Below are 26,992 nucleotides of genomic sequence, written 5' to 3' on the forward strand. Positions count from 1 at the left end.
GGAGACAAAGACATGCATCAATCCCGCAGATCGTTCCTGATCAACGGCACGGCCATGGCCCTGGGCGCGGCCGCGCTGCCCTGGGCCATCACGGCCCGGGCCGCGCAGTATCCGGACAAGGCCGTGCGCCTGTTCATTCCGTATCCGCCGGGGGCGGCCACCGACACCCTCGGGCGCATGGCGGGCCAGGTCTATGCCCAGGCCCTGGGCCAGCCCTTCGTCGTGGAAAATCGCGGCGGCGGCGGCACAACCATCGGCACGCGCGCGCTGGCCGTGTCGGCGCCGGACGGCTACACCATCGGCATGGTCGATTCCACATTCACCATCAATCCCGCGCTGCTGGGCGACCGCCAGCCCTACGATGCGATCAAGGATTTCGCGCCTGTTTCGCTGATGGCGACGGCGCCTTTCGTCATGGTGGTGCACCCGTCCGTCAAGGCGACGGACCTGGCGTCGTTCCTGGCGCTGGCCAAGGCGCAGCCGGGTACGCTGTCGTACGGATCGGCGGGTGTCGGCAGCGGGCCGCACCTGGCGGGCGAGCAACTGCGCCAGCAGGCGGGCGTGGACGTGCTGCACGTGCCGTATCGCGGCGGCGGCACGGTCATCACCGACCTCCTGGGCGGCCAGGTGCAGTTTGCCTTCGCCACCGTGCCCACGCTGCTGGAGCACATCAAGGGCGGGCGCCTGCGCGCGCTGGCCGTCACCAGCCCTCAGCGCGCGAGCCAACTGCCCGACGTGCCCACGTTCACGGAAGCCGGCCTGCCGGGCGTGGATATTTCGCCGCTGTTCGGAGTGGTTGCGCCCGCCGGCGTGCCCGAAGCCATCATCGAACGCCTGTCGGCGACGCTGGCGGATTCCGTGCGCAATGGCGAACTGCGCGACAAGCTGGCCGGCATGGGTTTCCAGCCGGTGGGCAGCACGCCCGCGCAATTTGCGCAGCGCATCCGCGACGACGTGGCGAAGTGGACCGCGGTGATCCAGCGCGGGGGCATCAAGGCCGAGTAGGGCGCGGTCCCGATGGCGGTCTACGCGTACTTGCCGGTCAGGCCGCCATCCACCAGCAGTTCCGTGCCCGTGATGTATGACGCTTCGTCGGAGGCCAGGAAGGCGACGGCGTTGGCGACTTCCCAGGGCGTGCCCATGCGCCCCATCGGCACCTGCCGGTCGCGCGCCGCGCGGGCGGCGTCCAGATCGTCCTTGTCGAACATCCGCGCAACGTTGCCGGCGACGCGCGGCGTGTCGATCAGTCCCGGAATCACCGTGTTCACGCGGATACGGTCTGCGGCGTATTGCTGCGCGGCCATGCGCGCGAAGTGGATGACCGCCGCCTTGCTGACGCTGTAGGCCAGGTGCGGATAGCCGGTGTAGCGGATGCCCGCGATCGAAGAGACCGCGACGATGGCCCCGCCGCCCTGCGCGCGCATGATGGGCGCCAGGAGCCGTGTGGCGACCAGCAGGCTGGTCACGTTGACCTGCTGGATGCGGTCCCAGTCCTGCACCGAAATATCTTCGGGGCCGCCCACCTTGCCGATGCCGGCGTTGGCCTGCAGGATGTCGATGCGGCCATGGCGGCGCATCGCGGCGTCGACCGCCGCCTGCATGGCGTCGGGATCGGCGACGTCGGCCTGTACCGGCAGTGCGTCGCCACCGGCCAGTTCCACCTCATGCGCGGCGTCTTGCGCGGCGGCCAGGCTGGCGTCCAGCGCGATGATGGACGCGCCCTGGCGCGCCAGCGTCACGCAGCTGGCCTTGCCAATGCTCCAGCCGGGGGCGGATGCCCCCGCGCCCGCCACCAGCGCGACCTTGCCCGCCAGGCGCTTGCCGGGAATGGCCGCCGGCGTCATTGCCCGCCGTCCTGTTGATGGGTCTTGCCCTTGCCGACGTAAGGGATGGCGTGATCAATGGTTTCCCAGATGTAGCGGCCAGAGGGGCTTTGCTGTTCTTCGGCGACGTGGGACACCAGGCCGGCCGCCCGCGAGATGACGGCGAAGCCGCGCATCAGGTCGGTGGGCACGCCGATCTCGCTGAGCAGGGCGGCGACGGCGCCGGTGGCATTGATGGTGATGTGCTTGCCGTAGGTTTCGTCGATCGCGCCGGCCAGCAGCCGCAGCGCCTTGATGGATGCGCCGTCCAGGTCGCTTTCGGCTTCGGCCAGGGCCAGCAGCTTGATCGCGCGCGGATCGTCCGGCTTGTGCAGGTGGTGGCCGAAGCCGGGCAGCGGGCTGCGGGCGGCACGGAACTCGCGCGCGATCGCCAGGGCCTCGGCCTGCGCGTCGGGGGCCTGGCGGATCCGGTCCAGCAGGCGCGAGCAGTTTTCCATGGTGCCGACGAACTGGCTGCCCACGGCCATCAGCCCCGAGGCGACGGCGCCTTGCAGGTTCTCTGGCGCGCTCATGTAGATCAGCCGTGTGGCGATCGCGCTGGGCGTCATGCCGTGTTCCATCAGCGTGACCAGCACGGCGTCCACGATGCGCAGGTCCACGGGACGCGCATCGCGCCCCAGGATCTGCATGATCATGACCTCGGTGAACGTCTTCTTGCCGATCAGGTCTTCCACCAGGTCGACGTCGCGGTAGGACATGCCGGTCAGGTGGTGGGCGCAGAGCCGGGTTTCGGGCTTGTTCATGGGGTCTCCTTCAGTGCGGCGTCGCGCACTGCGTTCTTCAGCACCTTGCCCACGCTGGAGCGCGGCAGGCTGGCGTGGATGTGGATCTGCTTGGGCGTGGCCACCGGGCCGAGCAGCGCGCGCACGTGGGCCTTGAGCTCGTCGTCGCTGGCGTGCGCGCCGGGCTGCAGCTGCACGGCGGCGTGGACGGCTTCGCCCCATTTGTCGTCCGGCAGCCCGAACACGGAACATTCGTACACGGCGGGGTGCGAGGACAGCGCGTTCTCGACGTCGACGGGATAGATGTTGAAGCCGCCCGTGATGATGACGTCGCGTAGCCGGTCTTTCAGGAACAGGTAGCCGCGCGCGTCGATCAGGCCGGTGTCGCCGGTATGCAGCCAGCCGTCGATCACGGTTTCGGCCGTCTTGTCCGGCAGGCGCCAGTAGCCCGTCATTACCAGGTCGCCCTGCACCACGACCTCGCCGATCTCGCCGCGCGGCAGCAGCGCGCCGTCTGGGGCCATGATCGCCACGTCGGTCAGGTGCGTGACGCGCCCGACCGAGGCGCGGTTGCCGGGGATTTCCAGGTCGGCGGGGCGCAGGACCGTGACGATCTGCGGCGCTTCGGTCTGGCCGTAGGTCGTGCCCAGCACCGGACCGAAGAAGGCGCGCGCGCGCTCGATTTTTTCGACGGGCATGGGCGCCCCGCCATAGATCAGGTTGCGCAGGCGCGGAAAGTCTGCGCGGGACACGCCGGGCTGCGCCATGATCATGTAGATCAGCGTGGGCGGCATGAAGCTCAGCGTGCCGCCGCGCTCGCGGAACGCCGCCGTGATGGTGGCGGGCGTTACGCTGTCCAGCAGCAGGTGCGATCCGCCCTGCGCCAGCACCGGCAGCAGGTAGGTGCCCGTGCCGTGGGTGATGGGCGCGGACACCACATAGCGGTCGTCTGGCGTGAGTCCCCAGCTGATGATCTGGTTGATGATGCCGGCGTTCCAGGCGTGATAGGGCTGCATCACGCCCTTGGGCAGGCCGGTGGTGCCGCCGGTGAACTTGATGGCCTGCGTGGCGTCGCGCGGCAGCGGGTGGCGCGCCGGCTCGCGGCCCGCGCAGCGCGCCAGCAGCGCGGACAGCGCCAGCTCCGCGGCGTCGTCCTCCAGCTCGATGCGCCGCGCCGGCCCCGCCTGCACCAGCGGGGCGCCCACGCCGTCCACGATCACGATGGACGGCGCCGTGGCGTCCAGGATGCGGCCGATCTCGCTTGCGGTGCTGCGGTAGTTCAGCGGCACCCAGACCTTGCCGCTGGCCAGCACGGCCAGCAACGCCAGGATGTGGCGCGCGGAATTGCCGGCGCAGATCGCCACGCGGGTCTGGGGCGCGGGGTCCAGGTCTTGCAGGGCTGCGGCCAGCGCGCGGGTGTCGGCCGCCAGCCGCGAGTACGTGACCTGGCCGTCGGGGCCGTCCAGCGCCACGCGATCCGGATGCTGTTCGGCCGCGCGGAAGAAGAAATCAATCGGGTACACCTGTGCTCCTTGGAACGCTAATTGGCCTTGAGGTTGGCGCTTTTCACGACCGCACCCCACTTGTCGATTTCGCTGGCGATCTTCTTGCCGAAGGTCTCGGGCGTGTTGGGCGCCTGCGGTGGGAAGAAGCCCGACTGCTGGTACGAGGCCTGCAGGGCCGGGCTGGCCAGCGCCTTGTTCATCGCCTGATTCAGACGGTCGATGACGGGGCGGGGCGTGCCGGCCGGCGCCACCAGGCCGAACCAGGACTCCACATCGAAGCCCGGCAGGCCGGATTCGGCCAGCGTGGGGACGTCCGGCGTGACGGGCAGGCGCTGCGGCGACGTGACGCCAATCGCGCGCAGCTTGCCCGCCTGCACGTGCGGCAGGGACGAAGGCAGGTTGTCGAACATGGAGTCGACCTGGCCGCCCAGCAGGTCGGCCACCGCCGGGCCGCTGCCGCGATAGGGCACGTGCAGGATGTCCGTGCCGGTCTTCATCTTGAAGAGTTCGCACGACAGGTGGATGGACGAGCCGCTGCCGGACGAGGCGCAGGTCAGCTTGCCGGGATGCTGCTTCGCGTAGGCGATGTACTCCGGCACGGTCTTGATCGGCAGCTTGGGATTGACGACCAGGATGTTCGGGATGGTCGCCAGCAGGCCCACCGGCTCGAAGCCTTTGACGAAGTCATAGTTGAGCTGGCTGTACAGCGTGCGATTGATGGTGTTGGCGATGGAGCCGACATACAGCGTGTAGCCGTCCGGCGCCGCGCGCGAGACGATCTCGGCGCCGATGTTGCTGTTGGCGCCGGTCTTGTTCTCGACGACGACCGTCTGGCCCAGTTCCTCCGCCAGCGATTTGGCCATCAGGCGCGCGACGATATCGGTCGCGCCGCCGGCGGCATAGCCCACGACCAGCGTCACGGGGCGTTCGGGGTAGGGCTTGGCCGCCCAGGCGGACGCGCCGGCGAGCAGGCCGCCGCTCAAGGTCACCGCTGCCACGGTCCAGCGCTTGCTGAATGTCTTCATTGTTGTCTCCGTCCTGTTTTGTCTAATATTTGGACAGATCTTCGTCCGCCCGCCTTCATATTCGGCTTTGATCGGGGCGTCATCAACGCAAGGTGTCCAAAAAATGAACAAGGCGGAATCCGAAGGCTCCGGGCCGCGCATCCTGCGCCGAGGGCTGCGGGTGCTGGGCGTGCTGCGGCAGGCGGGCGCGGCCGGCATGCATGTGGTGGATATTGCGCGGGCCGCGGGCATGCAGCGGTCCACGGTGTATCGCTACCTGGATGTGCTGGTGGAAGAGGGATATGCCCTGCGCGAATCGGGCGCGCCGCGCTGGCGCGTCGCCGAACTGGGCGTCATGATGGCCGGCGATCCGCACGCGCAGGCGGTGCGCAGCCTGCGGCCGGTGCTGCGCCAGATCAGCGATGTCAGCGGGGATTCCGCCTTTCTCATCTGCCGCGCCGCGAACGATTCCCTGTGCCTGCACCGCGAGGTCGGCAACTATCCCGTGCAGGTGCTGGCCGTCACGGTGGGGCATCGCCAGCCGCTGGGCGTGGGCGCGGCCGGACTGGCGCTGCTGGGCGCCTTGCCGCCCGGCGAGGCCGAGGACGTGCTGACGCAGAATGAACAGGCGCTGCGCGCCTATGGCGGCATGACCGTCGCGCAGATGCGGCGGCTGGTGGAGAACACGCGAGACCGCGGCTGGGCCGTGGTGGGCAACGCCGCGGTGCCGGGGGTGCTGGGCGTCGGCGTTGCGCTATGCGATGCAGGCGGCTATCCGCGGCTGGCGGTCAGCGTATCCAGCCTGATCAGCCGCATGCAGGCGCCGCGCCAGCGCAACATCGCCGAGCTGATCCGCGCGCAACTGGCGCAGAACGAACCCGGGATGCCGCACTGGGTGTTGCCCGGAGAGGGCGCGTGAGCGCAGGCGGCTCAGGCCGCCGCGGGCGTCGGCGCGCGGTACGTCTTCTGGTAATGCACGGTGAAGGTCTTGAACGCGTCCAGCGCCTTGTGCGGATCGTGTCCGGGCTTGACCAGGAAACTGTCGAAGCCGACGCGCGCCTGGTAGTGGATCGTGTCGATCATCACGTCGCCGACCGCGCGCAGTTCGCCCTGCCACTGGTAGCGGGTGCGCAGCAGCTGCGCCAGCGAATAGCCGCGGCCATCGGTGTAGACGGGGAAGTCCACCGCAATGAAGGCGATGCCTGCGGGGTTCAGCGTGCCGTCGGCGTCGGCCAGGTCGGCCAGGTCGGCGTCCGGGTCCAGCAGCACGGCAACCGGGTGCTGGTGACGGCGCAGTGTGGCGCGCGAGGTCTTCCACACGGACAGCGGCACGATCCAGCCGGGCTCGTCGCCGGGCACCTGGCCTTCGGCGGGCACTTCGGGTTCCGGCACGAAAGGACGCGACGTGTCGGCTTCCAGTCTGCCGTTGCGGATCAGGTGCGGGCCGGGGGCGTCGTGGGCGTAGATTTCAGACATGAGCGGCCTCCGCGGTCTGGCTGGGTTTGGCGAAGGCAGGGTCGGCGTAGACATCCTGCTTGAAGGGGTCGATGCCGACGCGGTCGACCACGTCGATGAAGCGTTCCTCTTCGCTGTCGCGCAGGCCCAGATAGGTGCGGATCAGGCGGTCGACCACGCCGGGCACCTGGTGGCGGGCGAAGGACGGACCGATGATGCGGCCCACGGCAGCGCCGCCGCCGCGCGTGGATTCGAGATCGGGCAGGGGCTTGGCGGCGCCGTTCTGGCGGCCGCCCAGCGTGACCTGGTACCACTCCTCGCCGGCCTTGTCGACGCCGAGGATGCCGATGTGCCCCACGTGATGGTGGCCGCAGGAGTTGATGCAGCCCGAGATGTTCAGGTCCAGTTCGCCGATTTCGAACAGGTAGTCCAGGTCGTCGAACTGGCGCTGGATGGCCTCGGCCACGGGAATGGAGACGGCATTGGCCAGCGCGCAGAAGTCTCCGCCCGGACAGGCGATGATGTTGGTCAGCAGGCCGACATTGGGCGTGGCCAGGTTCAGGGCTTCAAGCTTCTGCCAGAGTTCGTGCAGGCGCGCGCGGCGCACGTCGGCCAGGATCAGGTTCTGTTCATGCGACACGCGCAGCTCGCCAAAGCCGAAGTCGTCGGCAAGGTCGGCCACGGCGTCCATCTGGTCGGCGGTGATGTCGCCCGGCGGCACGCCGGTGGGCTTGAGCGACACGGTGACGGCGGCATAGCCGGCCACCTTGTGCGCGTGCACGTTGGTGCGCAGCCAGCGCGCAAAGCGCTTGTCGGCGGCGGCCAGCGCAGCGGTGTCGTCGGAGTCGGCGGCGGCGGACGCGTCGTACTGCGGCCACACGAAGCGCGACTTGATGGTGTCGACGAATTCCTGCGTGATAGTGTCGGGGCCGCCCTTGATGCGCTGCCACTCTTCATCGACCTGCTGCGCATAGACTTCGGGCGTCAGGTCCTTGACCAGGATCTTGATGCGCGCCTTGTACTTGTTGTCGCGGCGGCCGTGCAGGTTGTAGACGCGCAGCGCGGCCTGCATATAGGTCAGCAGGTCTTGCCATTCGACGAAGGGGTTGATGAGCTTGCCGACGATGGGCGTGCGGCCCATGCCGCCGCCGATCCACACGCGAAAGCCCAGCTTGCCGTCGCGCTCGACCGCCTGCAGGCCGATGTCGTGCACGCCCACGGCGGCGCGGTCCTGCACGGCGCCGCTGACCGCGATCTTGAACTTGCGCGGCAGGAAGGCGAATTCCGGATGCAGCGTGGACCATTGACGGATGATCTCGCACCAGACCAGCGGGTCCACGAGTTCGTCCGGCGCGACGCCGGCGAAGTGGTCGGTGGTGGTGTTGCGGATGCAGTTGCCGCTGGTCTGGATGGCGTGCATCTGGACGGTGGCCAGTTCGGCCAGGATGTCCGGCACGTCTTCAAGCTTGGGCCAGTTGAACTGGATGTTCTGGCGCGTGCTGAAGTGCCCGTAGCCGCGGTCCCACTTGCGCGCGATGTGCGCCAGGGTGCGCAGCTGGCGCGACGCCAGCATGCCGTAGGGAATGGCGACGCGCAGCATGGGCGCGTGGCGCTGGATGTACAGGCCATTCTGCAGGCGCAGAACGCGGAAATCATCTTCGGTAAGCTGGCCGTCGAGGAAGCGGCGCGTCTGATCGGCGAATTGCGCGACACGCTGCTCGACTAGCTGTTGATCGACGGGGTCATACACGTACATGTCTACTGCCCTTGAAGTCTTCTCGGTCTGAGCCCCTGTAGGCGGCAGGCGCAAGGCGCCGGCAAAGGGGGGTTCATAACCGTAACAGCCAGCCGTCTAGAGCGTCTAAGTCATTCTGGTAATAAAGAAATAAGGGCCCCGGGGAAGAGCCCCGGGGAAGGGCCCCCACGCCGCGCGCGCTTCGCGCGCTTGCTGCCCCCCGAGGGGGCTGCCCCGCCTTCGGGCGGCCGGGCGGCGGGGCGGCTGTTCTTGCGGAGGTTGGGCGCTACGCTCGTTGCGTGAACCGGTGTCTGGGCCGGCGGGCGACCTGCTTTATGTGCAAGGAAACCACATGCGGAAAGTCTATATAGATACGCGCACCATTTGGCACGCGTCTCGCTTGCCGCTACAACGCCGCGTTGACCGCCCAGCGAGCCACGAACACCAGGATGGTCACCAGGCTGGCGGCCAGCACCAGGCCGGTGGCGATGAGCGGGCCGGGTTTGTTGTGGGCGATGTCGGCGTCGTAGCCGCGGCCGCGGCGTACGCCGAAGAAGGCCCAGAGCACGGAGCGGGCCGTGCGCAAGATACTAAGCATATGCGGCTCCTGGCGGATAGGCGGACAGGGCCACTGTAGACGCACGGGGGGCGGGCCGACAGATGCAGATTCGTCTCAGGCGGCCGTATCAGATGGCGGGGCGGCGGGTTCGCCGATGCCGCGCACGATGTGGTCCAGCAGTTCGCGCGCCGCGGGAGAGATGTGGCGGCCGGCGCGGCTGAGGACGTGCAGGCTGCCCTGGTTCAGGATGGGATTGGCAAGCGGCAGGCTGGCCAGCCGCTGAGCCTGCATGTCGGCCGTGACGGCGATGGGCGGCGTGAGCGCATAGCCGATGCCGGCCGCCGCGAACTGCCACAGCGCTTTGAAGGACGAGGTGGTCAGCACGTTGCGCAGCCGCACCTGCTCGCTGATCTCGGCGGCCTGGATGTGCTGGCGCACGCCGAAGCCTTCCTGCATGGAGGCGCCGGGGTAGTCGGCCAGGTCGGTCAGCAGCAGGGGGCGCCCCAGCCGCGTCAGCGGGTGGTCCTGGCGCACGATGGCGCGGATGGGCTCGGGCCGCGAGTAATGCGTGCGCAGGCGGGCGTCGGTGGGCGGCTGGAAGACCAGTCCTATATAGGCGCGGTCGTCGACGATGCGCTGGACAATTTCCGAGGTGCGCGCAACATCAATGTCCAGCGTGACTTCCGGGTGGCTGCGCCAGTAGCCGGGCAGCACGCGGTCGAACATGAGTTCCACGAAGCCCTCACCCAGCACCAGGTCGATGTGACCGCGTTCGGCCTTGCGCAGGCTGTCGATTTCGGAAAAGAAGCTCTCCTGGATGTTCTGCTGCCGCGTGACGTAGCGAGCCAGGATGTGGCCGGCGTCGGTAGGCACGACGCCGCGCCCGCGGCGCTCGAATAGCGCGATGCCGCAATCGCGCTCCAGCGCGGCGATGGCCCGGCTGACGGCGGACGGGTCCATGTCCAGCGCTTCGGCGGCGCCGCGCACCGAACCGCGGCTCATGACCTGCATGAAGTAATGGGTGCGGCGGGAATCGAGTTTTTCATCCATGGCGCGAACTCCGGGGCGGGATTGCGGCGGAATACCCACGGAAGTTGATTAGGGTTTACCCCAATTCAGATGACTTCCGTGCAAAATTTTCCCAGGAATGGGTCTTGTGTTGCATTTTACGCAACGCTAATGCGCCTGTGGTGTCATGGTTGCCCGCCGGACCCCCGGGCGAAAATCCCCCGTGCCGCCCGAGGCGCTGGCGCGCCTTGCGCCGCCTGTCCGATTTGCCCGGGATGGGGCGCTGTTGCCGCCCCGGCTTGCGGTCCGCCGCCACGACTACTACTCACGTACTTCAGGGGAATCCGAATGTCTCATGCCAGCGCCAGCCTGGCCTTGCCCACCATGCCGCTATCGGACCGCGTCCGCATGCTCGCCGCCATCCTGCTGGTGGTGGTGATTTCCGAAGCGATCGGCAGCGTCACTTTCGCGGTGGGCCCCGGCAAGATCATTCTGCAGCCGATGCTCTGGGCCATCTTCATCGGCGCCATCGTGGCGGCGTTCGGCCAGCGCCTGCCCGCGGGCGTCGGCATCGACAAGGCGATGCAGACCCGCATCAGCGGCTATCTGCAATACGCGCTGCTGCCGTTCCTGGCCAAGCTGGGCCTGATGGTGGGCGGCGCCCTGCCGCAGGTGCGCGAGGCCGGCTGGGCGCTGGTGTTCCAGGAATTCGGCCACTTCTTCGGCACCATGGCTATCGGCCTGCCGCTGGCGCTGCTGCTGGGCATCAAGCGCGAGGCCATCGGCGCCACGTTCTCGGTGGGCCGCGAGCCCAGCCTGGCGATCATCGGCGAGCGCTACGGCATGAATTCGCCGGAAGGCCGCGGCGTGATGGCCGAGTACATCACGGGCACCGTGATCGGCGCGCTGTTCGTCGCGCTGATGGCAGGCTTCATCACCAGCCTGAACATTTTTGACCCGCGCTCGCTCGCGATGGGCGCCGGCGTGGGCTCGGGCAGCATGATGGCCGCCGGCGTGGGCGCGATCGCCTCCCAGCAGACGCCTGAAATGGCGCATCAGGTAGCCGCCCTGGCCGCTGCCGCCAACCTGCTGACAACCGTGGTGGGCGTGTACTTCACGCTGTTCATTTCGCTGCCCACGACCATCTTCCTGTACGGCAAGCTGGAGCCGGTGCTGGGCCGCTTTTCGCGCGGCAAGGCCGACGAGTCGGTCGTCGACAACAGCGTCTCGGAAGACGTGCCGGCGCACAGCACGAAGATGGGCTTTGGCGACCGCCTGACCGCCTATGTCATTTGCGGCCTGTTCGCGCTGGTGGGCAACCGCCTGGGCTACAACGTGCCCTTCGCGGATGCGCTGCCCGGCATGGGCATCATCATCTTGCTGGTGGTCATCACCGACCTGATCCTGCGCGTGATTCCCAAGCTGCCGGCCGTGTTCGTGCTGTCGCTGATCGCCATGACGGCAGGCTGCCCCGGCGTGCTGCCGTATTCGGACCAGATCATCGCGATGGTCGGCAAGGTGAACTTCCTGCCGTTCACGACCGTGATCCTGGCCATGGCTGGCCTGTCGATCCTGAAGGACCTGCCGGCCTTCCGCAAACTGGGCTGGAAGATCGTGGTGGTGTCGCTGGCCGCCAACGCCGGCACCTTCCTGGGCGCCACGATGATCGCGGAATTTTTCCACTGATCCTGACCGCTCCTGATAGAAATGGCCGCTTGCGCAAAACAGGCGGCCATTTTCATTCAGGCCGGCAGGATGGCCGGCAACCGCCTTTGCATCGCGGTCAGGGCGCGGCGCCGGGCCGGTAACGGGCGTTGTCGGTCGCGTTTTCGGTGGCGCCGATGTTGGCCACTTTGGGAATGCCGACGCCGGCAGCCTTCAATGCGACAGCCGCCTGCAATTCCACCTGGGGATTGCCCATCGCGACGCGGTAGGGCTGCAGCGGCGCCAGGCCGTCGATGGTGCCCCAGTTGTTCGCAGTGTCGGCGCGTTGGGCCGCCGGGTCCGGGCGCGCGGCAAACTCCTCGACCGCGCGCCGCATCCGGGAGTCCGCGTACAGCTCACGCAAGTCGTCCACATTGATGGCGGGGGCGGTTGAAAGCAGGGGCGCGACAACAACGTCAGCCTTGTCTCTGACGGGCGCGGTGTCTTGGTCGAACCGGGCCGCCTTGTCGGCCTGGGCGCGTTCCACGCGCTGAGCTTCGCGGGCAGCCTGGGCTTGCGCGGTGCGCTGAGCCTGCCGGGCCGCATAGTTCTGCGCGGCGCGTTCGGCTTCCCAGGCGGGGCGGTTCTCGTCCAGCGGCGATACGCGCGCGGGGTAGGGCGCGGCGACGCCGGGGATGGCGGAGATCGCAGAAAGGGACATGCGGGGCTCCTTGTCGAGGTTGACCTTCTGGTTGGTCTGTCCAGGGAGTTGCGAGTTCACTGTAGCAGAGCCCCGCACGCCCCGCGCGGCCAGGTTTTATCCATCTGTGGATTTCGTAACCGTCTCCCAGCGCGTCAATTCCTCCTGCAAGGCGGCCAGCTTGCTCTGCACCAACCCGAGCGCATCGCTGCCGAGCAGCAGGTGCGCGGGCGGCTCATCGGCCTTGATGGCCGCCAGCATGGCGCGCGCCGCCTTGCGAGGATCTCCCAGTTGATGGCCGCTTTTCTCTTCACGGGCTTTCCGGATGGGGTCGAAGATGGCGTCGTAGTCCGCAATGGCACGGGGGGTGCGCGTCATGGATCGACCCGCCCAGTCGGTGCGGAACGACCCCGGCGCCACGGCCGTCACGGCGATGCCCAAGGGCTGCACTTCCTTGCCCAAGGCCTCGGATATGCCCTCCAGCGCGAACTTGCTGCCGCAGTAGTACGTGATACCGGGCATGGTGATGTGGCCGCCCATGGAGGTGATGTTCAGGATGTGGCCCCGCCGGCGCTGGCGCATGAAGGGCAGGACGGCCTTCATCATCGCGACCGCGCCAAATACGTTCACGTCGAATTGGCGGCGCATTTCCGACAGCGGCGACTCTTCCATCACGCCTTCATGGCCGTAGCCCGCGTTGTTGACCAGTACGTCGATGGGGCCGACGTTGGCCTCGATATCGGCCACGACGCCGTCGATCGCGTCGAAGTCGGTGACGTCCAATAGGCGGCCGATGGCGGCGCCGGGCGACAGGGCTTCAAAGGCGATGCGGGCCGGCTCGCCGCGTACCGTTCCGACGACGCGATGGCCTGCGGCAAGGGCTTCCTCGGCCAAGGCGCGGCCGAAGCCGCTGCTGACGCCCGTGATGAGCAAGGTTTGGGGGGAGGTCATGGATAAGGCTCCGAAGTCACTGGAGAATGCATGGTAGTCTTGCCAAAACTTATGAATAAGCCGTATTTCACTGCTTATCTTGCACAAAACTATGAACGCGATTTCCACGGCCCCCGGCGATGCGGTGGGTTCCGCTCCCGCTGAAAGCCGCATGGCTGCGCTGCTGCGTGGCCTGGCGCCTGACGAGGGCTACAACCTGACAGCGTTGCCCAGCGTGCGCGTGCTGCGCGCCAACCGGGCGATGGCGCGCACGCCGGTGCTATATGACCCCGGCATCGTGATCGTCTGCCAGGGACGCAAGCGCGGATATTTCGGGGATCGGCTGTACCTGTACGACGAGCAGCATTACCTGGCCGTGTCCGTCCCGGTGCCTTTCAGCATGGAGACCGACGCCACGCCCGAGCGCCCGTTGCTGGCGCTTTATCTGCACCTGGATTTTGTGTTGGCGGCGGAACTGGCTTCACAGATCGACGGCGCCGGCGTCGCGGCGGCTCCCCAGGCGCCGCAAAGCATGATGTCGACCCCCATGAATGACGCGATGCGCATGTCGGTGCTGCGATTCGTCGAGGCCATGACCCGGCCGCTTGAAGCCGCCGTGCTGGGACCGGGCCTGCTGCGCGAACTCTATTTCCGCGTGCTCACCGGCCCGCAGGGCAGTTCGATGCGAGAGGCGCTGTCCCTGCGCGGGCAGTTTGGCCGGATCGGCAAGTCCTTGCGCCTCATCCACGCGGAATACGCCCGGCCGTTGGACGTGACGCGGCTGGCGGATGAGGCAGACATGAGCGTCCCGAGCTTTCACAGCCATTTCAAGGCGGTGACGCAGCTCTCTCCCATGCAGTACGTGAAATCGACGCGCCTGCATCAGGCGCGTCTCTTGATGGTGCGGCAGGACCTGACGGCCGAGACGGCGAGCCAGGCGGTGGGCTACACGAGCCCGTCCCAGTTCAGCCGCGAGTTCAAGCGCCTGTTTGGCCTGACGCCGGCGGCGGAGGCGCGACGCATGCGCGAAGGCTTCGCCTTGCCGGCGTTCGCGGACGCCACCTATGTGTCGTCACACTGAATCAAGGCTTGGTGGCCTGCATCGACGGACGCTGGCTAAACCCTTCGTACCAGGCCGCGGCGGCCGGGTGCGAGGCGCGCCAGTCCAGGTCCGGGAAGCGGAAGTCCAGGTAACCCAGCGCGCAGCCGATGGTGATGGTGCCGATGTCCAGGCGGCCTTCGAGGCCGGCAGCGTTCTTCTCGATGAGCGCGAGGCCGTCGCGGACCTTGCCCAGCTGGCCTTCGACCCAGCCGTCCCAGCGCAGGGCCTCGGGGCGCAGGACGTTCTCGTAGCGGGCGAGCAGCGCGGCGCCCAGCATGCCATCGGCCATCGCTTGCTCCGTCAGGACCTGCCAGCGGGTCTTGCCGGTGGGGAACAGCGAGCCGCCGCCCAGGTCGTTCAGGTACTCGCACACCACGCGGCTGTCGAACAGCGCCTGGCCATCGTCGGTGATGAAAGTGGGCACCTGGCCCAGCGGGTTGCTGGGGATGATGGTCTGGTCGCGCGCGACGGGGCCGGCGGCGCTGGGCAGCTTTTCAATACGGTCGGCCAGGCCCAGTTCATGGGCAATGACCATGCACTTGCGTACGAAGGGCGAAGCAGGCGAGAAGAAGATTTTCATGGGGTTCCCTGTCGGTGAGAGCCGTCAGTGTTGCGCAGGGGGCGAACGCTGTCCAGCTTGCGTGCGGATGACGGACGGGAAGACATGAAAAGGGAGATCGCCGACGATGGCCGCTAGCGGCTTGAACGACGGCGTGAAAGCCAGGCGGGCGCGCAGGGGATGCGCGCCTGGCCTGTCGGCGGCGCCGGAACCGTTGCGGTGCGGCGCGCGGCGTTTACTCGGTGACGCCGGTTTCCAGGCAGGGATTGAACTCCCCGGATTCGGGGTCGCGCAGGAACAGGACGCCGGTGGCGACGCCAAAGTAGGTGCCGTGCAGTTCCAGTTCGCCCTTTTCGACGCGGCGGCGGATGGACGGGAAGGTCATCAGGTTGTTCAGGCTGTGCTCGACCGTGGCCAGTTCCAGGCGCTTCAGGTTGGCTTCGCGGTCGCCGGCGCCGCGGTCCAGGCCTTCGGCAGCGGGTTCGATCTGCGACATCCACTTGCCGATGAAGTCGCCCTTGGTCAGCGGCTTGGCGTCGTCGAAGAAGAAGCGGATGCCGCCGCAGGACGCGTGGCCCAGCACGACGATGTGCTTGACGTTCAGGCCGTTCACCGCGAATTCGATGGCGGCGCTGGTGCCGTGGTACGACGATTCCGAGTCGGGGTCACAGGGCGGCACGAGGTTGGCCACGTTGCGCACCACGAACATTTCGCCGGGTCCGGCGTCGAAGATGACTTCGGGCGAAACGCGCGAGTCGCAACAGCCGATGATCAGGATTTCCGGGCTTTGGCCGATTTCGGCCAGCTTTTGATAGCGGCTGCTTTCCGTCTGGAAGCGCCCGTCCAGGAAAGATTGATAGCCTTCAGAGAGTCTTTTGGGAAACATGATCTTCACTTCCTAGTATCGAGGCCAGGCGTGCTGGCGCGCCGGCAGACGCAAGAAGGGGCTTCGTGTGGAAGCCCCTTTTATCGAGCCGGCAGCCAGGATTTTCCCATAACTGGCCTGATAACCCCCTGTCTAAACCCTGATCTGATAAGGGTTTTTTTGTCCTGGCGCATGCCGCAGGGGCTACCGGGCGAACACGTCCAGCGGCGCCACGCGGGCGAATTCCAGCGGGGTGACGGCCTTGACGACCTTGATCTGGCCGGGCCCCAGGGGGCCGACGACGTCCTCGCTTACCCGGCCGACCTCGCGATTCTGCGCGTCGTACAGCACGTAGGTCAGCAGGATGCTGTTGACGGGGCGCGCGGACTGGTTGGCCAGGAAGCCGGTGATGGTGGACAGGTTCTGGTTGACGTCGCGCACGGCCTGGACGTTGCCCAGCGTGACGCCGTAGGCCAGGCTTTGCGCGCCCGCGGCGCCGGACAGGGCGGCAAGCGCGACGATTGCCGCAAGGGCAAGTTTTGGTTTCATGGATGTCTCCGGGAACCCCTTGCATCTGGCGCGGCCTGCTTCTGTCCGCGATGCGCGGGGCATGGCTATCTCACTCCTTTCCGCGCCGGGATACAACAGGCCAGATGGATGATTGGGTAACAGGTTGCGGCTGCCGTTGCGCGGCCGCGCGGATTGTCCGATGATGACCGGGCCGGCGCCTTGGCCGGCGGACCGTGCCGTCCGTCATGCGCGTGTCATCACGCCCGCGGGCGCTCAAGGGAGGAACTCATGCTTTCCCGTACCAGCCAGTTGGCTTCGGCCATCCTGTTGTCCGCATGCTTTGCCGGCGCCCAGGCCCAGACCCCCGCCGCGCCCTCGACCACCAAGACGCCCACGCCGCAGCAGCAGCGGATGGCGGACTGCAACAAGTCCGCCGAGGGCAAGAAGGGCGACGACCGCAAGGCCTACATGAGCAGTTGCCTGAAGGGCGAGGAACCCGCCAAGCAACTGACGCCGCAGCAGCAGAAGATGAAGGACTGCAACGCCAAGGCGGGCGAGCAAAAGCTGGCCGGCGAGGCGCGCAAGACGTTCATGAGCACCTGCCTGAAGGGCTGACGGCAGTCTCTTGGGGGTGTCAGACACCTGGCCGAGACTGCTGCCATGCCCGGGCGCTTAGACCGTCGCGATCGGCGTGACCGGGGAACCGATAGCGTGCGGCAGCCGCAGCGGCGGGGCGGTCAGCATGAAGCGGTGGCGGCCGTTGGCGTGCAGGAACTCGGCCAGGTCCTTCAGGTACCAGAGTTCAGCCAGCGGCAGGCCCAGCTTGAAGAGGCAGTGGTGATGCAGCGGCAGCATGGCGCGCGCGCCGGACTTCTCGCGGGCAGGATAGGCTTCTACCGCGTAGTTGTCGGCGCAGATGGCGGCGATGCCGCTGTCCGTGATCCATTGCAGCAGGGCCTCGTCAGTGCCGTCCAGCGCGGCGCCGTAGGTGTGCAGCACCTCGGGGTCCGGCGTGCCGTTCATGGCGACCACGGCTTCGGCGTAGCCGGTGCGCAGCACCAGCATGTCGCCGGGTTCGACCTCGATGTGGTCCGTCGCCAGCACGTGCATCAGTTCCGCGTGGCCGATCAACGTGCGGCCCGGGCCGTAGTGGCGGAACAGGTCCACCAGCACGCCGCGGCCCTGCATGCCTTTCTGCGCCAGGTTTTCGACGCCCAGCTTCAGCGCGGCGGACGGGCCGCCGCTATTGCAGCCGCAGCCGGTGTGGTCGCCATCGGCGGGGCCCACGACATCCACGCCGGCCTGGAAGCCGTTGTAGTAGCGCAGCTCGGGCTTGCCGTCGCCGTCGGCGTCGAACAGGGCGCCCACGTGCGCCAGCGCATCCCATTGCGTGGAGTACTGCATGGACAGCAGCACCTGGTCGTCGCTCAGGACGTCCAGCGCATCCGGATTGACGTTCTTCAAGGGGAAGTTCAGGTACGGCGTGTCCTTGAGCGTGGTGGGGCTCAGGCGCGGCGGATGGCGGCGCGGGTTCAGCACGTTGCCGCCCGGCAGGTCCAGCGGCAGGGACAGGCAGAAGGTCTTGCCGGCGCGGATCTCGCGCGCGCCCTTCAAGACCTGTTCTTCGGTGATGAGGTTCAGGCGGCCAAGTTGGTCGTCGGGCCCGAAATCGCCCCAGTTGGAGCCTTCGGGCCGTTGCTTCCAGCGTTGCATGCGGCTTACTCCGTCAGGAAGTCGACGACCGCGCGGGTGAAGGCTTCCGGTTGCTCCCAGTTCGAGATGTGGGAGGTGTTCAGTTCCACGTAGCGCGCGCCAGGGATGGCGGCGGCCAGCTCGCGGCCCTGCGCGGGCGTGGCGGCCAGGTCGTGCGTGCCGCCGATGACCAGCGTGGGCGCCTGGATGGAGGACACCTGTTCACGGAAGTCGGCGTCGCGCAGCGCGGCGCAGTTGCCGGAGTAGCCGGCGTCCGGCGTGCGGCGCAGCATGTCGATCAGCACCTGCGTCAGGCCCGGCTCGGCCGCGCGGTAGCCGTCGGTGAGCCAGCGCTCGACCAGCGTGGGCGCCATCTTTTCCAGGGTCTGTTCGGCGACGGCGGCGATGCGGGCGCTCCAGCCTTCGGCCGAACCGATGCGCGCGGCGGTGTTGCACAGGACCAGCTTGCCGACCAGTTCAGGACGGGCAAGCGCCAGCCACAGGCCGGTGGGGCCGCCCATCGACAGGCCGCAGAAGTGCGCGCGCTTGATGTCCAGGTGAACCAGCAGTTCGGCGACGTCGTTGCCAAGCTGCTCGAAGCTGTATTCGCCTTCGGGGACCGAGGACTTGCCGTGGCCGCGGGTGTCGTAGCGCAGCACGCGGAAGTGCTTGGTCAGTTCGGGGATCTGGCGGGCCCACATGTCGGAGCAGGTGCCCAGCGAATTGGAGAGCACAAGCACCGGCGCGTCGGCGGGACCATCTATGACGTAGAACAGCCGTGCCTGGCTGAGATCGGCAAAAGACATGTGGGATTCCTTGGGGAAAGCAGCGGCCGCGCGAACGGCGGCCGCAGGGGTATTACAGGTGGCAGACGCCGTCTACATAGGCCTTGCGCCAGCGGGTGATGGTCACGCGGTCGAAGAGGTCGGCTTGGGCGAACGGGTCGGCGTCGATGAACTGCTGCGCGGCTTCACGCGTTTCCACGTCGACGATGTACAGGCCGCCGCCGGCGTCCTTGCCGTCGTCCTGCAGCTTGGCGCCGCAGGCCAGCAGCAGCTGCTTGTTGGCGTCCAGGTATTCCAGGTGCTTGGCGCGATGCTGCTGGCGCATTTCCTGGTGGTTGGGCTTGTCGAAGGTTTCGATGATGTAGGGCATGCGATGCTCCTGTCAGATCGCCGAGGGATGGCGCGCGAGCGCCGTGACTTCGATATCCATGTAGGGAAACAGCGGCAGGGACGACAGCAGGGTGTGCAGTTCGTCGTTGTTTTCGACGTCGAAGATGCTGACGTTGGCGTAGCGGCCGACAACGCGCCACAGGCTCTTCCACTTGCCGTCGCGCTGGAGCTGCTGCGCCAGGGCCTTTTCGTCGGCTTTCAGTTTGTCCGCGCGGTCGGCGGGCATGTCGACGGGCAGATTGACTTGCATTTGAACCATGAACAACATGATGGACTCTCCATGATGCCGTCCCGGCGCGCCGGGACGGTGTATAGGCAAAAAATCAGCGGGAAAACTTCAGCGGCAGGCCGGTCAGGCGCAGCAGTTCGTCGGCGGTGACGTCGCCGAACATGTCGGTCACGGTCACGCCGTCGGCGCGGATGTCGAACACGGCCACGTCCGTGTAAACGCGCGACACGCAGCGCACGCCGGTCAGCGGATAGGTGCAGGTCTCGACCAGCTTGCTCTGGCCTTCGCGCGTCTGCAGTTCCATCATCACGAAAACGTCCTTGGCGCCGATGGCCAGGTCCATCGCGCCGCCGACGGCGGGGATGGCGTCGGGCGCGCCGGTGTGCCAGTTGGCCAGGTCGCCGTGCTGCGACACCTGGAAGGCGCCCAGCACGCAGATGTCCAGATGGCCGCCGCGCATCATGGCGAACGAATCGGCGTGGTGGAAGAACGAGCAGCCGGGCAGCTCGGTCACGGGCTGCTTGCCGGCGTTGATCAGGTCATAGTCTTCCTCGCCCTTGGCGGGCGCGGGGCCCATGCCCAGCATGCCGTTCTCGGTGTGCAGGATGACTTCGCGGCCGGCCGGCAGATGGTTGGCCACCAGCGTGGGCAGGCCGATGCCCAGGTTGACGTAGGCGCCTTCGGGAATGTCCTGCGCGACGCGGGCGGCGATCTGGTCGCGGGTCAGTTTGGTGCTCATTGCTGCTCCTTGGCGGCCGGCTGGCCTGCGATCTGCACGACGCGCTTGACGAAGATGCCGGGGGTGACGACGGTTTCGGGGTCCAGCTCGCCCAGCTCGACGACTTCACGCACCTGGGCCACGGCAACGCGCGCGGCGCTGGCCATGATGGGGCCGAAGTTGCGGGCGGTCTTGCGGTAGACCAGGTTGCCCCAGCGGTCGCCGCGTTCGGCCTTGATGAGCGCGTAGTCGGCGTGCAGCGGATACTCCAGCACGTACTGGCGGCCGTTGATTTCGCGCGTTTCCTTGCCGTCGGCCAGCGGCGTGCCGTAGCCGGTGGGCGTGAAGAACGCGCCGATGCCGGCGCCGGCGGCGCGGATGCGCTCGGCCAGGTTGCCCTGGGGCACCAGTTCCAGTTCCAGCTTGCCGCTGCGGTACAGGCCGTCGAAGATCTGCGAGTCCGCCTGGCGCGGGAACGAGCAGATGATCTTGCGCACGCGGTTGGCGCCCAGCAGGGCGGCCAGGCCGGTGGTGCCGTTGCCGGCGTTGTTGTTGATGATGACCAGGTCCTTGGCGCCCTGCTCCAGCAGGGCGTCGATCAGTTCCATGGGCTGGCCGGCGGTGCCGAAGCCGCCGATCATGACGGTGGCGCCGTCGGGTACGTCCGCCAGGGCGGCCGCCGCGCTTGCAACAAGCTTAGAGATCATGATGTTCGCTCATAGGTGGCGTGTCATAATTTGTTCTTCATTAGAACTTTCGTTCTTCTGAAGAACATCGTTTCATGGGGAATGCGGGGCGTCAAGGCAAGCCCGGACACCGCAATCTCCATCGTTCGGAGTCGCCCGTAAGGGGCAACGGACGGCCCGCCGGCGGCGGGCCTTTTACTCTTGGGACCAGACGGATGGCCGAGCAAGATCCCCAGCAACCCAGCGACAGCTACGTGCAATCCTTTGCGCGCGGCCTGTCGGTGATCCGGGCATTCGGCCCCGACCGTTCGCAGATGACGCTGTCCGAGGTCGCGGCGGTGACGGGGCTGACCCGCGCCGGCGCACGCCGCATCCTGCTGACGCTGGAACACCTGGGCTATGTGTCGATCTACGACCGCAAGTTCTCGCTGACGCCGCGCATCCTGGAACTCGGCTACGCCTATCTGTCGGGCACGCCGCTGTGGAACCTGGCGCTGCCCTACATGGAAGAAGTGGCCGAGCAGACGCGCGAGTCCTGTTCCGTGTCGGTGCTGGAAGGCGCGGACATTGTCTACATCCTGCGTCTGTCCACGCACAAGGTGATGACGATCAACCTGGCCGTGGGCAGCCGCCTGCCGGCGTGGGTGACGTCGATGGGCCGCGTGCTGCTGGCCGGCCTGCCGGAGGCGGAACTGGACCGGGTGCTGGCGATGAGCCAGATCCAGGCCTACACCGCGGATACCGTCACCGACATCGCCGAGATCAAGCGTGTGCTGGCCGGCGTGCGCGCCGACGGCTACGCCTGCGTGGCGCAGGAACTGGAGCCGGGGTTGCAGTCCGTGGCGGTGCCCATCATCGACCGCAGCGGCCGCGTGATCGCCGCGATGAACGTCAGCGGTCATGCCAACCGGTTTTCTCGCGAGGCCATGCTGGCGGCGTTCCTGCCGCCGCTGCGCCGCGCCGCCGACCAGATCAACCACGCGCTGCTGCGCCGCTAGGCAACGCCAGCGGGCAAGCGCGAGGCCGGTCTGGACGGACATGGCGGCCGCGCTCAGATGGGGGCGACGCCCAGCGTCGTGCCGCCGCAGACATACAGCATCTGGCCGGTGACGAAGCCGTTGTCGGGAGACAGGAAGAACATCGCGGCGCGCGCCACGTCTTCGGGTGTACCCAGGCGCTTGACGACGATGCTGTTGATGATGCGCTCGGTCTGCGGCGCGCCGGCCGGATTGCTCTTGGTGAAGAGGTCAGTCGCGATGGGGCCGGGGCCGATGGCGTTGACGGTGATGCCGTCGCCGCCCAGTTCCATGGCGAGCGTGCGGGTCAGGCCCACCAGGCCCGCCTTGGTGGCCGAATACACGACGCGATCCGGCTTGCCCAGTGCGGCGCGCGACGACATGTTCACGATGCGGCCGAAGCCGGCTTCGCGCATGGCGGGCAGCGCGGCCTGCACCAGGATGAGCGCGGTGCGCAGGTGCAGGTTCACCACATAGTCCAGGTCGGCCAGCGTGGCCGTGTCGGCCGTGCCGGGGCGGGTCGCGCCGGCGTTGTTGACCAGGCCGACGATGTTGTAGGCGCTGGTGACTTCACGGGCGACTTCCTGGGTGCGCGCTTCATCGGTCAGGTCGGCCTGATACGAGACCAGACCCGCCGGCGGATTCTCGGGCAGCTTGTAGTCGATGTTGACCACATTGTGGCCGGCATCGAGCAGCATGCGGATGATGGCGGCGCCGATCCCGGCGCTGCCGCCGGTGACGAGATATGCGGTGGGTTTGGTCATATCAATTCCGTTCGGTTCAAAAAATCAATGGGTCAGGTAGCCCCAGGCGAGGACGGCGGTGATGTGGATCACGCCGACCCACAGCATCATGATGACGGTATAGCCCATCACGTCGCGCAGTTTCAGCTTGGACAGGGCCAGCGCCGGCAGGATCCAGAAGGGCTGCACCAGGTCGTTCCATGCGTTACCCAGCATGACGGCCATGGTGGTCTGGTTCAGGGCGCTGCCGATTTCCTTGGCGGCGTCGATCATGAACGGACCCTGGATGACCCAGTGACCGCCGGCGGACGGCGCGAAGAAGTTGATGACGAACGAGCTGATCAGGCCCCAGAACGGCAGGGTTTCGGGCGTGGCGACGTCGACGAAGACCTTGGAGATCGTGGTGACGAGGCCCGAGGCGGCCATGATGGCCATGATGCCGGCGTAGAACGGGTACTGCAGGATGATCCCGGAGATGGTCTTGATGCCTTCGGTCAGCTTGGCGACATAGGCGGCCGGCGTGCCGAGCAGGATGATGCCCAGGAACAGGATGATGAAGTTGATCAGGTTCAGGTCCAGCGAGCCGCCGTCCATGAAGTGGAAGACCACGTAGGCCACGCCCAGGGCGCCGATCAGCAGGCTGAGCAGGCGGCTGTTGTTGAGCTTGGAGGCCAGGGTGCCCTTTTCCAGCATGTCTTCGGCGGCGCTGGATGCGTTGGCGTCGCGGTCGATGTCCGGATTGACTTCAACGATCTTCTCGCCTTTCTTGGGGTGCAGCCAGGCGTTGAGCAGGGGCAGCGTGACGATGATGACCAGGCTGGTGATCAGCATGGGCACGGAGAAGATGGTTTCCGACAGCGGGATGGTGCCCATCTGCTTGGCGGTGGGGTGGCCGGGGGTGGCGACCAGGACGGGGATGCTGGCCGAGAGGCCCAGGCCGTACATGGTGAAGCCGCTGTAGGCCGCCGCGATGATCAGCGGGTAGTGCACGCCCTTGACCTTCAGGGCCAGCTTTTTGGCGACGATGCCGCCGATGACCAGGCCGAAGCCCCAGTTCAGGTAGCTGCCGACGCCGCCGACCAGGGTGGCGACGATGATGGCAGTGTGCGGCCTGTGCACGTGGCTGACGATGCGGTTGAGCATGCGGTCGGTCAGCGGTGCGGTGGCCAGGACGTAGCCCATGGCGAGGATGACGGCCATCTGGGTGGTGAAGGCCAGCAGGCTCCAGAAGCCTTTGCCCCAGGCGCGGGTGATGTCGCCGATGCCCTGGCCTTCGATGCCCGTGGCCAGCAATACGGTAAGCAGGGTCAGCGCGATGGCAAAGACGAAGGGGTCGGGCAGATACTTGCGCATCAGCTCGGTAAAGAATGAAGCCAGTTTATTCATGGTGCCTCCAACAAACTCCGTAAGGCGGGTTCTCTGATGTCCTGGGCCGCCGCGCGCCGGGTGGCGATGCGCGGGGGCGGGACGATTGCTTTTCTTTGTGTGGTTGGGCTCGTGGCCCGATGGCGCGGTCGGTCTTGGCCGCCGCGCCTTGTTTTGTGGATTCGGGAGAACCTGGTCAGGAGGCGCTGGTCTTGCCGTTCAGCCAGGCGGCCAGTTCGCCGAGCGCGGCGCTTTTTTCGCGCAGCACGCGTTCGCGGCGTTCGGGGCTCCAGGTGTAGAAGCCCTGGCCGCTCTTGGCGCCGATCTGGCCGCTTTCGACTTTGCTTTTCAGCAGGTCGGACGGTTCGGTGCGGTTTTCGAGGTCTTTATAGAGGTAGCTGGCGATGGCGTAGTGAACGTCGATGCCGTTCATGTCGCGCTGTTCCAGCGGACCGGACAGGGCCAGACGGATGCCGAGGCTCCACTTGACGACTTCGTCGATGTCTTCGGCGCTGGCGACGCCTTTTTCCAGCAGCGAGATGGCTTCGCGGGCCAGGGCGTGCTGGATGCGGTTGGCGATGAAGCCGGGGATGTCCTGGCGCACCAGGACGGGCCGCTTGCCGGCAAAGCGCAGGGTGGCCATGACTTTGGCGACGGTGTCTTCGGAGGTGGCGTCGTTGCGGACGACCTCGACGAGGGGGATGACGTCGGCGGGGGTGAAGAAGTGGGTGCCGGCGAAGCGGTCGCGGCGCAGGACGGCGCTGGCGATGGCGTTGATGGACAGGCCGGAGGTGTTGGTGGCGAAGATGGTGTGCGCGGGGCACAGGGAGTCGAGCTTGGCGAAGATGCCGCGCTTGAGGTCCAGGTTTTCCGGGACGGCTTCGATGACGAGGTCGCTGGTGGCGGCGGCTTCCAGGCCGGGTTCGAGGCGGATGCGCTGGATGGCTTCCTGGACCTGGCCGGGGGCGTAGACGTTGAGTTGCCGGTCGATGGTTTTCAGGGCCCGCTCAAGGGCGCCTTCCATCGGGTCGATCAGGACGACGTCGAGTCCTTTCGAGGCGAACAGCGCGGCGATGCCGCTGCCCATGGCGCCTGCGCCGATGATGGCGACGTTCTTGAGGGGAGTATCCATGATGGCTCGCTTGGTGCTTGCGGCTGCTGCTTGCAGGCGGGCACGCGGGGGATCAGGGCGAACTCTGTCTCTTCCAGGAGTGCCTTTCTGTGCTTGCTTGGCCAGAAAAATCTTTGTGTTCTATATGCGAACATTTGTACGTATATAGAATTTCTGGGAATGATAGTACTAAAAGTCGCGGGGGGTGGACAAATGGGGGATTGGGGGTGTTCGGTGGGTGGACGGTGCTTGGCGGGCGGGGGCGTGCCCACCTTCATCGTGACGACGATCTGGGTCATATGTGTGCGCTGACGATGAACTTGCTGATGGGCGTCTGGAGCTTGTTGAAATCGCTCCAGTTCAGGTGGTCGTGGTTGCTGAGATCAAGTACCGCCGTTCCCACCAGGGTGAGCCTTACGGCGCAGTCCGGGACTCGCGGTCCATGTCGGCCGGCCATTGAACCTTGGGCGCGAGGCGCAGCACCAAGTGGTATGGGGGCACGTCGTTGTTCCAGTCTCGAGGCGGACGCGGATATTTCGGCAAGGCTTCCGGCCCCTGGTTCATGAAGGCGCGCGCCATGGCCCACATGTGTTCGCCGTTGGCGTTGCTGCCGGCCAGTTGGAAGCGGTCGATGACGTGATTGGTGCCGGGTTCAACTACCGCGATATCCACGCCCCAGGCAAAGATCGGCGCACTGGTTGTTGCCGCCATGCGGCTCCAGGCTTCGGCGCGCAGGTCGGCCCAGTTGAATACAACCGGGACTACGCCCCAGCCCTTGCGGCTTAATGGTCCGCCGCTATGGAAGCGGTAGAGGTAGACTTTGCCGCGCTTGCGATTGAAGCGGATTGGTTCGTCGCGGGGAGGGGCAATGACTGTGCGCAACATGCCAATGCCAGCGATGGGTAACCCAATAACTCCGCCGATCACCATCACGGCCAACAAAGGGTCTCCTGCCATTGTTTTAAAGCGGATCTCAAAAAATGCAAGAAAGATCCACATGAGGGCACACAAAATTACGCCGAATGCACAGCAGGCCGCACCTGTCCGATTCAGAATTCTGGAAGTATGTAGTTCAAGGCAAGTATCGTCTGCGAAATTAGGAGGTAGGCCAATAGCCAGCAGAGGCTCAGAAGGCGGGATTTGAGGAAGGGGGAGATCAGCCTTCCAGCCTTTTGTTGGGGCGTCTAAAAGCTGCTTTCTCTTTTTTTCAGTCATTTGATCTCCACGATCTCCATAGTGGCAACCATCTCGGGATCATGAACGCTAGGCAGATACTCAATAATGATTTTCGCCTCGTCAATATCGTGCGGAAAATTCAATTCGACGTCTCCATCCACAATTAGGAAATTGGTTTTCGCACCATCGACGCCGGTGACGACGCGTTGCCTAAAAATGGGCGCCGTAGTCGTTGGATCGTAGTCGAGCCAGTTCGGTGGCTTGTATTCGGCCTCTGACGTAGCCCGTGTCAATTGATACGTGTCAGATACCAACAACTCTTCACCGGAATAGCGCTTCACTATGAGTTTCCAGGCATAGCCGGATAGGGAGGAGTCGTATCGAGGCAGAACAATTTGGTATTTCAATTGCTTAAAACCAAAGCTCACATGCGCATCTAGTCCAAGCACTACCCCGTTCAATGCAGAAAGCGCCGTACTAGCGTCAGCGAATTTATTCTCCTCCGCATTGCCGAAGTGGCTGAAGTAGGCCCAACGCTCGATCGGTGAAGATTCGCGCTCTTCGCCAATTTTCCAGGCTATGTAAGCAGTAATTCCAAGTAGAATTGCCCACCCGACTGGACCAAGTATCCAAGAAGCGCTAAGTATTGCTGTCGAGCCGGTATATGCGGCCATCCCGGAAAAAAAAGCTGTGACCGTAAATGAAACTGCCGCGCCGTAATACCAACCTTTGGAACTTTCGCCTCCTGCGATCCCCGCCCGCTTCGCCGCCTTAACCGACGCCAACGCATCAAACAATCCAGACAGCGCCCCAATCACCGCCCCAAATCGCGCCATCACCTTGCCCGCATCCGCCAGCGTCGTCACCGCGCCAACCCCCGAGGCGGGCAAGCGCAAGATT

29 protein-coding genes and 1 pseudogene are annotated in these 26,992 nt (G+C 66.3%); 6 read left to right on the forward strand and 24 right to left on the reverse strand.

The window, feature by feature from the left end:
- Window positions 1-12 precede the first annotated feature (12 nt).
- Window positions 13-1,005 carry a Bug family tripartite tricarboxylate transporter substrate binding protein gene (locus KYC_RS23375; protein WP_008167103.1) on the forward strand — a complete coding sequence of 331 codons (993 nt, stop codon included), beginning with the start codon at window positions 13-15 and terminating at the stop codon, window positions 1,003-1,005.
- Window positions 1,006-1,025: 20 nt separating this feature from the next.
- Here the strand turns inward: KYC_RS23375 and KYC_RS23380 are convergent, their stop codons facing one another.
- The 4 genes from KYC_RS23380 to KYC_RS23395 are packed head-to-tail and all read right to left on the reverse strand — an operon-like array spanning window position 1,026 to window position 5,135.
- Entirely contained in the window at window positions 1,026-1,844 is an 819-nt protein-coding gene (locus KYC_RS23380) for an SDR family NAD(P)-dependent oxidoreductase (RefSeq protein ID WP_008167105.1), read from the reverse strand.
- Window positions 1,841-2,626, reverse strand: coding sequence for a citryl-CoA lyase (locus KYC_RS23385; protein WP_008167107.1), 786 nt, complete (start codon window positions 2,624-2,626; stop codon window positions 1,841-1,843). Before KYC_RS23385 ends, KYC_RS23380 begins: the two co-directional genes overlap by 4 nt.
- The gene (locus KYC_RS23390; protein WP_008167110.1) at window positions 2,623-4,128 is read right to left on the reverse strand and encodes a class I adenylate-forming enzyme family protein; all 1,506 of its coding nucleotides are present in this window, start codon (window positions 4,126-4,128) and stop codon (window positions 2,623-2,625) included. Before KYC_RS23390 ends, KYC_RS23385 begins: the two co-directional genes overlap by 4 nt.
- Window positions 4,129-4,145: 17 nt before the next feature.
- The gene (locus KYC_RS23395) at window positions 4,146-5,135 is read right to left on the reverse strand and encodes a Bug family tripartite tricarboxylate transporter substrate binding protein (protein ID WP_008167112.1); all 990 of its coding nucleotides are present in this window, start codon (window positions 5,133-5,135) and stop codon (window positions 4,146-4,148) included.
- A 103-nt stretch (window positions 5,136-5,238) separates the two neighbouring features.
- Here KYC_RS23395 and KYC_RS23400 point away from each other — a divergent pair, with 103 nt between their 5' ends.
- Window positions 5,239-6,033 (forward strand): IclR family transcriptional regulator, encoded by a 795-nt coding sequence (locus KYC_RS23400; RefSeq protein ID WP_008167114.1) that lies wholly within the window; start codon window positions 5,239-5,241, stop codon window positions 6,031-6,033.
- An 11-nt stretch (window positions 6,034-6,044) separates the two neighbouring features.
- On the opposite strand, the gene KYC_RS23405 is transcribed toward KYC_RS23400, so the two are convergent.
- The 4 genes from KYC_RS23405 to KYC_RS23420 all read right to left on the reverse strand — a co-directional run bounded on the left by KYC_RS23405 (window position 6,045) and on the right by KYC_RS23420 (window position 9,913).
- On the reverse strand, window positions 6,045-6,590 hold the full coding sequence (locus KYC_RS23405) for a DUF934 domain-containing protein (RefSeq protein ID WP_008167117.1): 546 nt from the start codon (window positions 6,588-6,590) through the stop codon (window positions 6,045-6,047).
- Window positions 6,583-8,325, reverse strand: coding sequence for a nitrite/sulfite reductase (locus KYC_RS23410; RefSeq protein ID WP_008167119.1), 1,743 nt, complete (start codon window positions 8,323-8,325; stop codon window positions 6,583-6,585). The genes KYC_RS23405 and KYC_RS23410 overlap by 8 nt, the downstream gene beginning before the upstream one ends.
- Window positions 8,326-8,710: 385 nt before the next feature.
- Window positions 8,711-8,902: a DUF2970 domain-containing protein gene (locus tag KYC_RS23415; protein WP_008167121.1), complete on the reverse strand. Its 192-nt coding sequence runs from the start codon at window positions 8,900-8,902 to the stop codon at window positions 8,711-8,713.
- A 75-nt stretch (window positions 8,903-8,977) separates the two neighbouring features.
- Complete coding sequence (locus KYC_RS23420) at window positions 8,978-9,913, reverse strand: LysR family transcriptional regulator (RefSeq protein WP_008167123.1); 936 nt, start codon at window positions 9,911-9,913, stop codon at window positions 8,978-8,980.
- Between the two features lie 306 nt (window positions 9,914-10,219).
- On the opposite strand from KYC_RS23420, the gene KYC_RS23425 reads away from it, so the two are divergent.
- On the forward strand, window positions 10,220-11,557 hold the full coding sequence (locus tag KYC_RS23425; RefSeq protein ID WP_008167126.1) for a DUF3100 domain-containing protein: 1,338 nt from the start codon (window positions 10,220-10,222) through the stop codon (window positions 11,555-11,557).
- Window positions 11,558-11,654: 97 nt separating this feature from the next.
- On the opposite strand, the gene KYC_RS23430 is transcribed toward KYC_RS23425, so the two are convergent.
- Both KYC_RS23430 and KYC_RS23435 read right to left on the reverse strand, forming a co-directional pair.
- Window positions 11,655-12,236 (reverse strand): hypothetical protein, encoded by a 582-nt coding sequence (locus tag KYC_RS23430; RefSeq protein WP_008167128.1) that lies wholly within the window; start codon window positions 12,234-12,236, stop codon window positions 11,655-11,657.
- A 96-nt stretch (window positions 12,237-12,332) separates the two neighbouring features.
- Window positions 12,333-13,166, reverse strand: a complete 834-nt coding sequence (locus tag KYC_RS23435) for an oxidoreductase (RefSeq protein ID WP_008167129.1) — start codon at window positions 13,164-13,166, stop codon at window positions 12,333-12,335.
- Window positions 13,167-13,317: 151 nt separating this feature from the next.
- Here KYC_RS23435 and KYC_RS23440 point away from each other — a divergent pair, with 151 nt between their 5' ends.
- Window positions 13,318-14,226 carry an AraC family transcriptional regulator gene (locus KYC_RS23440; RefSeq protein ID WP_100148365.1) on the forward strand — a complete coding sequence of 303 codons (909 nt, stop codon included), beginning with the start codon at window positions 13,318-13,320 and terminating at the stop codon, window positions 14,224-14,226.
- A gap of 1 nt (window position 14,227) precedes the next feature.
- Here KYC_RS23440 and KYC_RS23445 read toward each other — a convergent pair whose 3' ends face one another.
- From KYC_RS23445 to KYC_RS23455, 3 genes are all read right to left on the reverse strand, one after another.
- Window positions 14,228-14,827 (reverse strand): glutathione S-transferase, encoded by a 600-nt coding sequence (locus KYC_RS23445; RefSeq protein WP_008167131.1) that lies wholly within the window; start codon window positions 14,825-14,827, stop codon window positions 14,228-14,230.
- A gap of 214 nt (window positions 14,828-15,041) precedes the next feature.
- Window positions 15,042-15,692 carry a carbonic anhydrase gene (locus tag KYC_RS23450; protein ID WP_008167132.1) on the reverse strand — a complete coding sequence of 217 codons (651 nt, stop codon included), beginning with the start codon at window positions 15,690-15,692 and terminating at the stop codon, window positions 15,042-15,044.
- Between the two features lie 183 nt (window positions 15,693-15,875).
- The gene (locus tag KYC_RS23455) at window positions 15,876-16,220 is read right to left on the reverse strand and encodes an FxLYD domain-containing protein (protein ID WP_008167133.1); all 345 of its coding nucleotides are present in this window, start codon (window positions 16,218-16,220) and stop codon (window positions 15,876-15,878) included.
- A 249-nt stretch (window positions 16,221-16,469) separates the two neighbouring features.
- On the opposite strand from KYC_RS23455, the gene KYC_RS23460 reads away from it, so the two are divergent.
- Window positions 16,470-16,796: a PsiF family protein gene (locus tag KYC_RS23460; RefSeq protein ID WP_008167134.1), complete on the forward strand. Its 327-nt coding sequence runs from the start codon at window positions 16,470-16,472 to the stop codon at window positions 16,794-16,796.
- Between the two features lie 57 nt (window positions 16,797-16,853).
- Here the strand turns inward: KYC_RS23460 and KYC_RS23465 are convergent, their stop codons facing one another.
- The 6 genes from KYC_RS23465 to KYC_RS23490 are packed head-to-tail and all read right to left on the reverse strand — an operon-like array spanning window position 16,854 to window position 20,702.
- Window positions 16,854-17,894, reverse strand: a complete 1,041-nt coding sequence (locus KYC_RS23465) for a cyclase family protein (RefSeq protein ID WP_008167135.1) — start codon at window positions 17,892-17,894, stop codon at window positions 16,854-16,856.
- Between the two features lie 5 nt (window positions 17,895-17,899).
- The gene (gene pcaD / locus KYC_RS23470) at window positions 17,900-18,679 is read right to left on the reverse strand and encodes a 3-oxoadipate enol-lactonase (protein ID WP_008167137.1); all 780 of its coding nucleotides are present in this window, start codon (window positions 18,677-18,679) and stop codon (window positions 17,900-17,902) included.
- Between the two features lie 52 nt (window positions 18,680-18,731).
- Complete coding sequence (locus tag KYC_RS23475; protein WP_008167139.1) at window positions 18,732-19,028, reverse strand: YciI family protein; 297 nt, start codon at window positions 19,026-19,028, stop codon at window positions 18,732-18,734.
- Between the two features lie 12 nt (window positions 19,029-19,040).
- Window positions 19,041-19,316, reverse strand: coding sequence for a muconolactone Delta-isomerase (gene catC / locus KYC_RS23480; protein WP_008167141.1), 276 nt, complete (start codon window positions 19,314-19,316; stop codon window positions 19,041-19,043).
- A gap of 55 nt (window positions 19,317-19,371) precedes the next feature.
- A complete protein-coding gene (locus KYC_RS23485; RefSeq protein WP_008167142.1) occupies window positions 19,372-20,016 on the reverse strand; it encodes a 3-oxoacid CoA-transferase subunit B in 645 nt (214 codons plus the stop codon).
- Window positions 20,013-20,702 carry a 3-oxoacid CoA-transferase subunit A gene (locus tag KYC_RS23490; protein WP_008167144.1) on the reverse strand — a complete coding sequence of 230 codons (690 nt, stop codon included), beginning with the start codon at window positions 20,700-20,702 and terminating at the stop codon, window positions 20,013-20,015. The genes KYC_RS23485 and KYC_RS23490 overlap by 4 nt, the downstream gene beginning before the upstream one ends.
- Window positions 20,703-20,896: 194 nt before the next feature.
- Between KYC_RS23490 and KYC_RS23495 the strand changes: the two genes are divergently transcribed.
- Window positions 20,897-21,679 (forward strand): IclR family transcriptional regulator, encoded by a 783-nt coding sequence (locus KYC_RS23495; RefSeq protein ID WP_008167146.1) that lies wholly within the window; start codon window positions 20,897-20,899, stop codon window positions 21,677-21,679.
- Between the two features lie 53 nt (window positions 21,680-21,732).
- Here KYC_RS23495 and KYC_RS23500 read toward each other — a convergent pair whose 3' ends face one another.
- The 5 genes and pseudogenes from KYC_RS23500 to KYC_RS29730 all read right to left on the reverse strand — a co-directional run.
- Complete coding sequence (locus tag KYC_RS23500) at window positions 21,733-22,461, reverse strand: SDR family NAD(P)-dependent oxidoreductase (RefSeq protein ID WP_008167148.1); 729 nt, start codon at window positions 22,459-22,461, stop codon at window positions 21,733-21,735.
- 24 nt (window positions 22,462-22,485) lie between these two features.
- Complete coding sequence (locus tag KYC_RS23505; RefSeq protein ID WP_008167150.1) at window positions 22,486-23,826, reverse strand: short-chain fatty acid transporter; 1,341 nt, start codon at window positions 23,824-23,826, stop codon at window positions 22,486-22,488.
- A gap of 175 nt (window positions 23,827-24,001) precedes the next feature.
- A complete protein-coding gene (locus KYC_RS23510; protein ID WP_008167152.1) occupies window positions 24,002-24,937 on the reverse strand; it encodes a 3-hydroxyacyl-CoA dehydrogenase family protein in 936 nt (311 codons plus the stop codon).
- Between the two features lie 393 nt (window positions 24,938-25,330).
- Window positions 25,331-26,131, reverse strand: coding sequence for a DUF6708 domain-containing protein (locus KYC_RS29970; RefSeq protein ID WP_238531984.1), 801 nt, complete (start codon window positions 26,129-26,131; stop codon window positions 25,331-25,333).
- Window positions 26,128-26,992: pseudogene (locus KYC_RS29730) on the reverse strand (hypothetical protein); the annotation flags it as partial. The gene KYC_RS29970 and the pseudogene KYC_RS29730, both read right to left, overlap by 4 nt.

Source organism: Achromobacter arsenitoxydans SY8, assembly GCF_000236785.1.
GTDB lineage: Bacteria > Pseudomonadota > Gammaproteobacteria > Burkholderiales > Burkholderiaceae_B > Achromobacter > Achromobacter arsenitoxydans.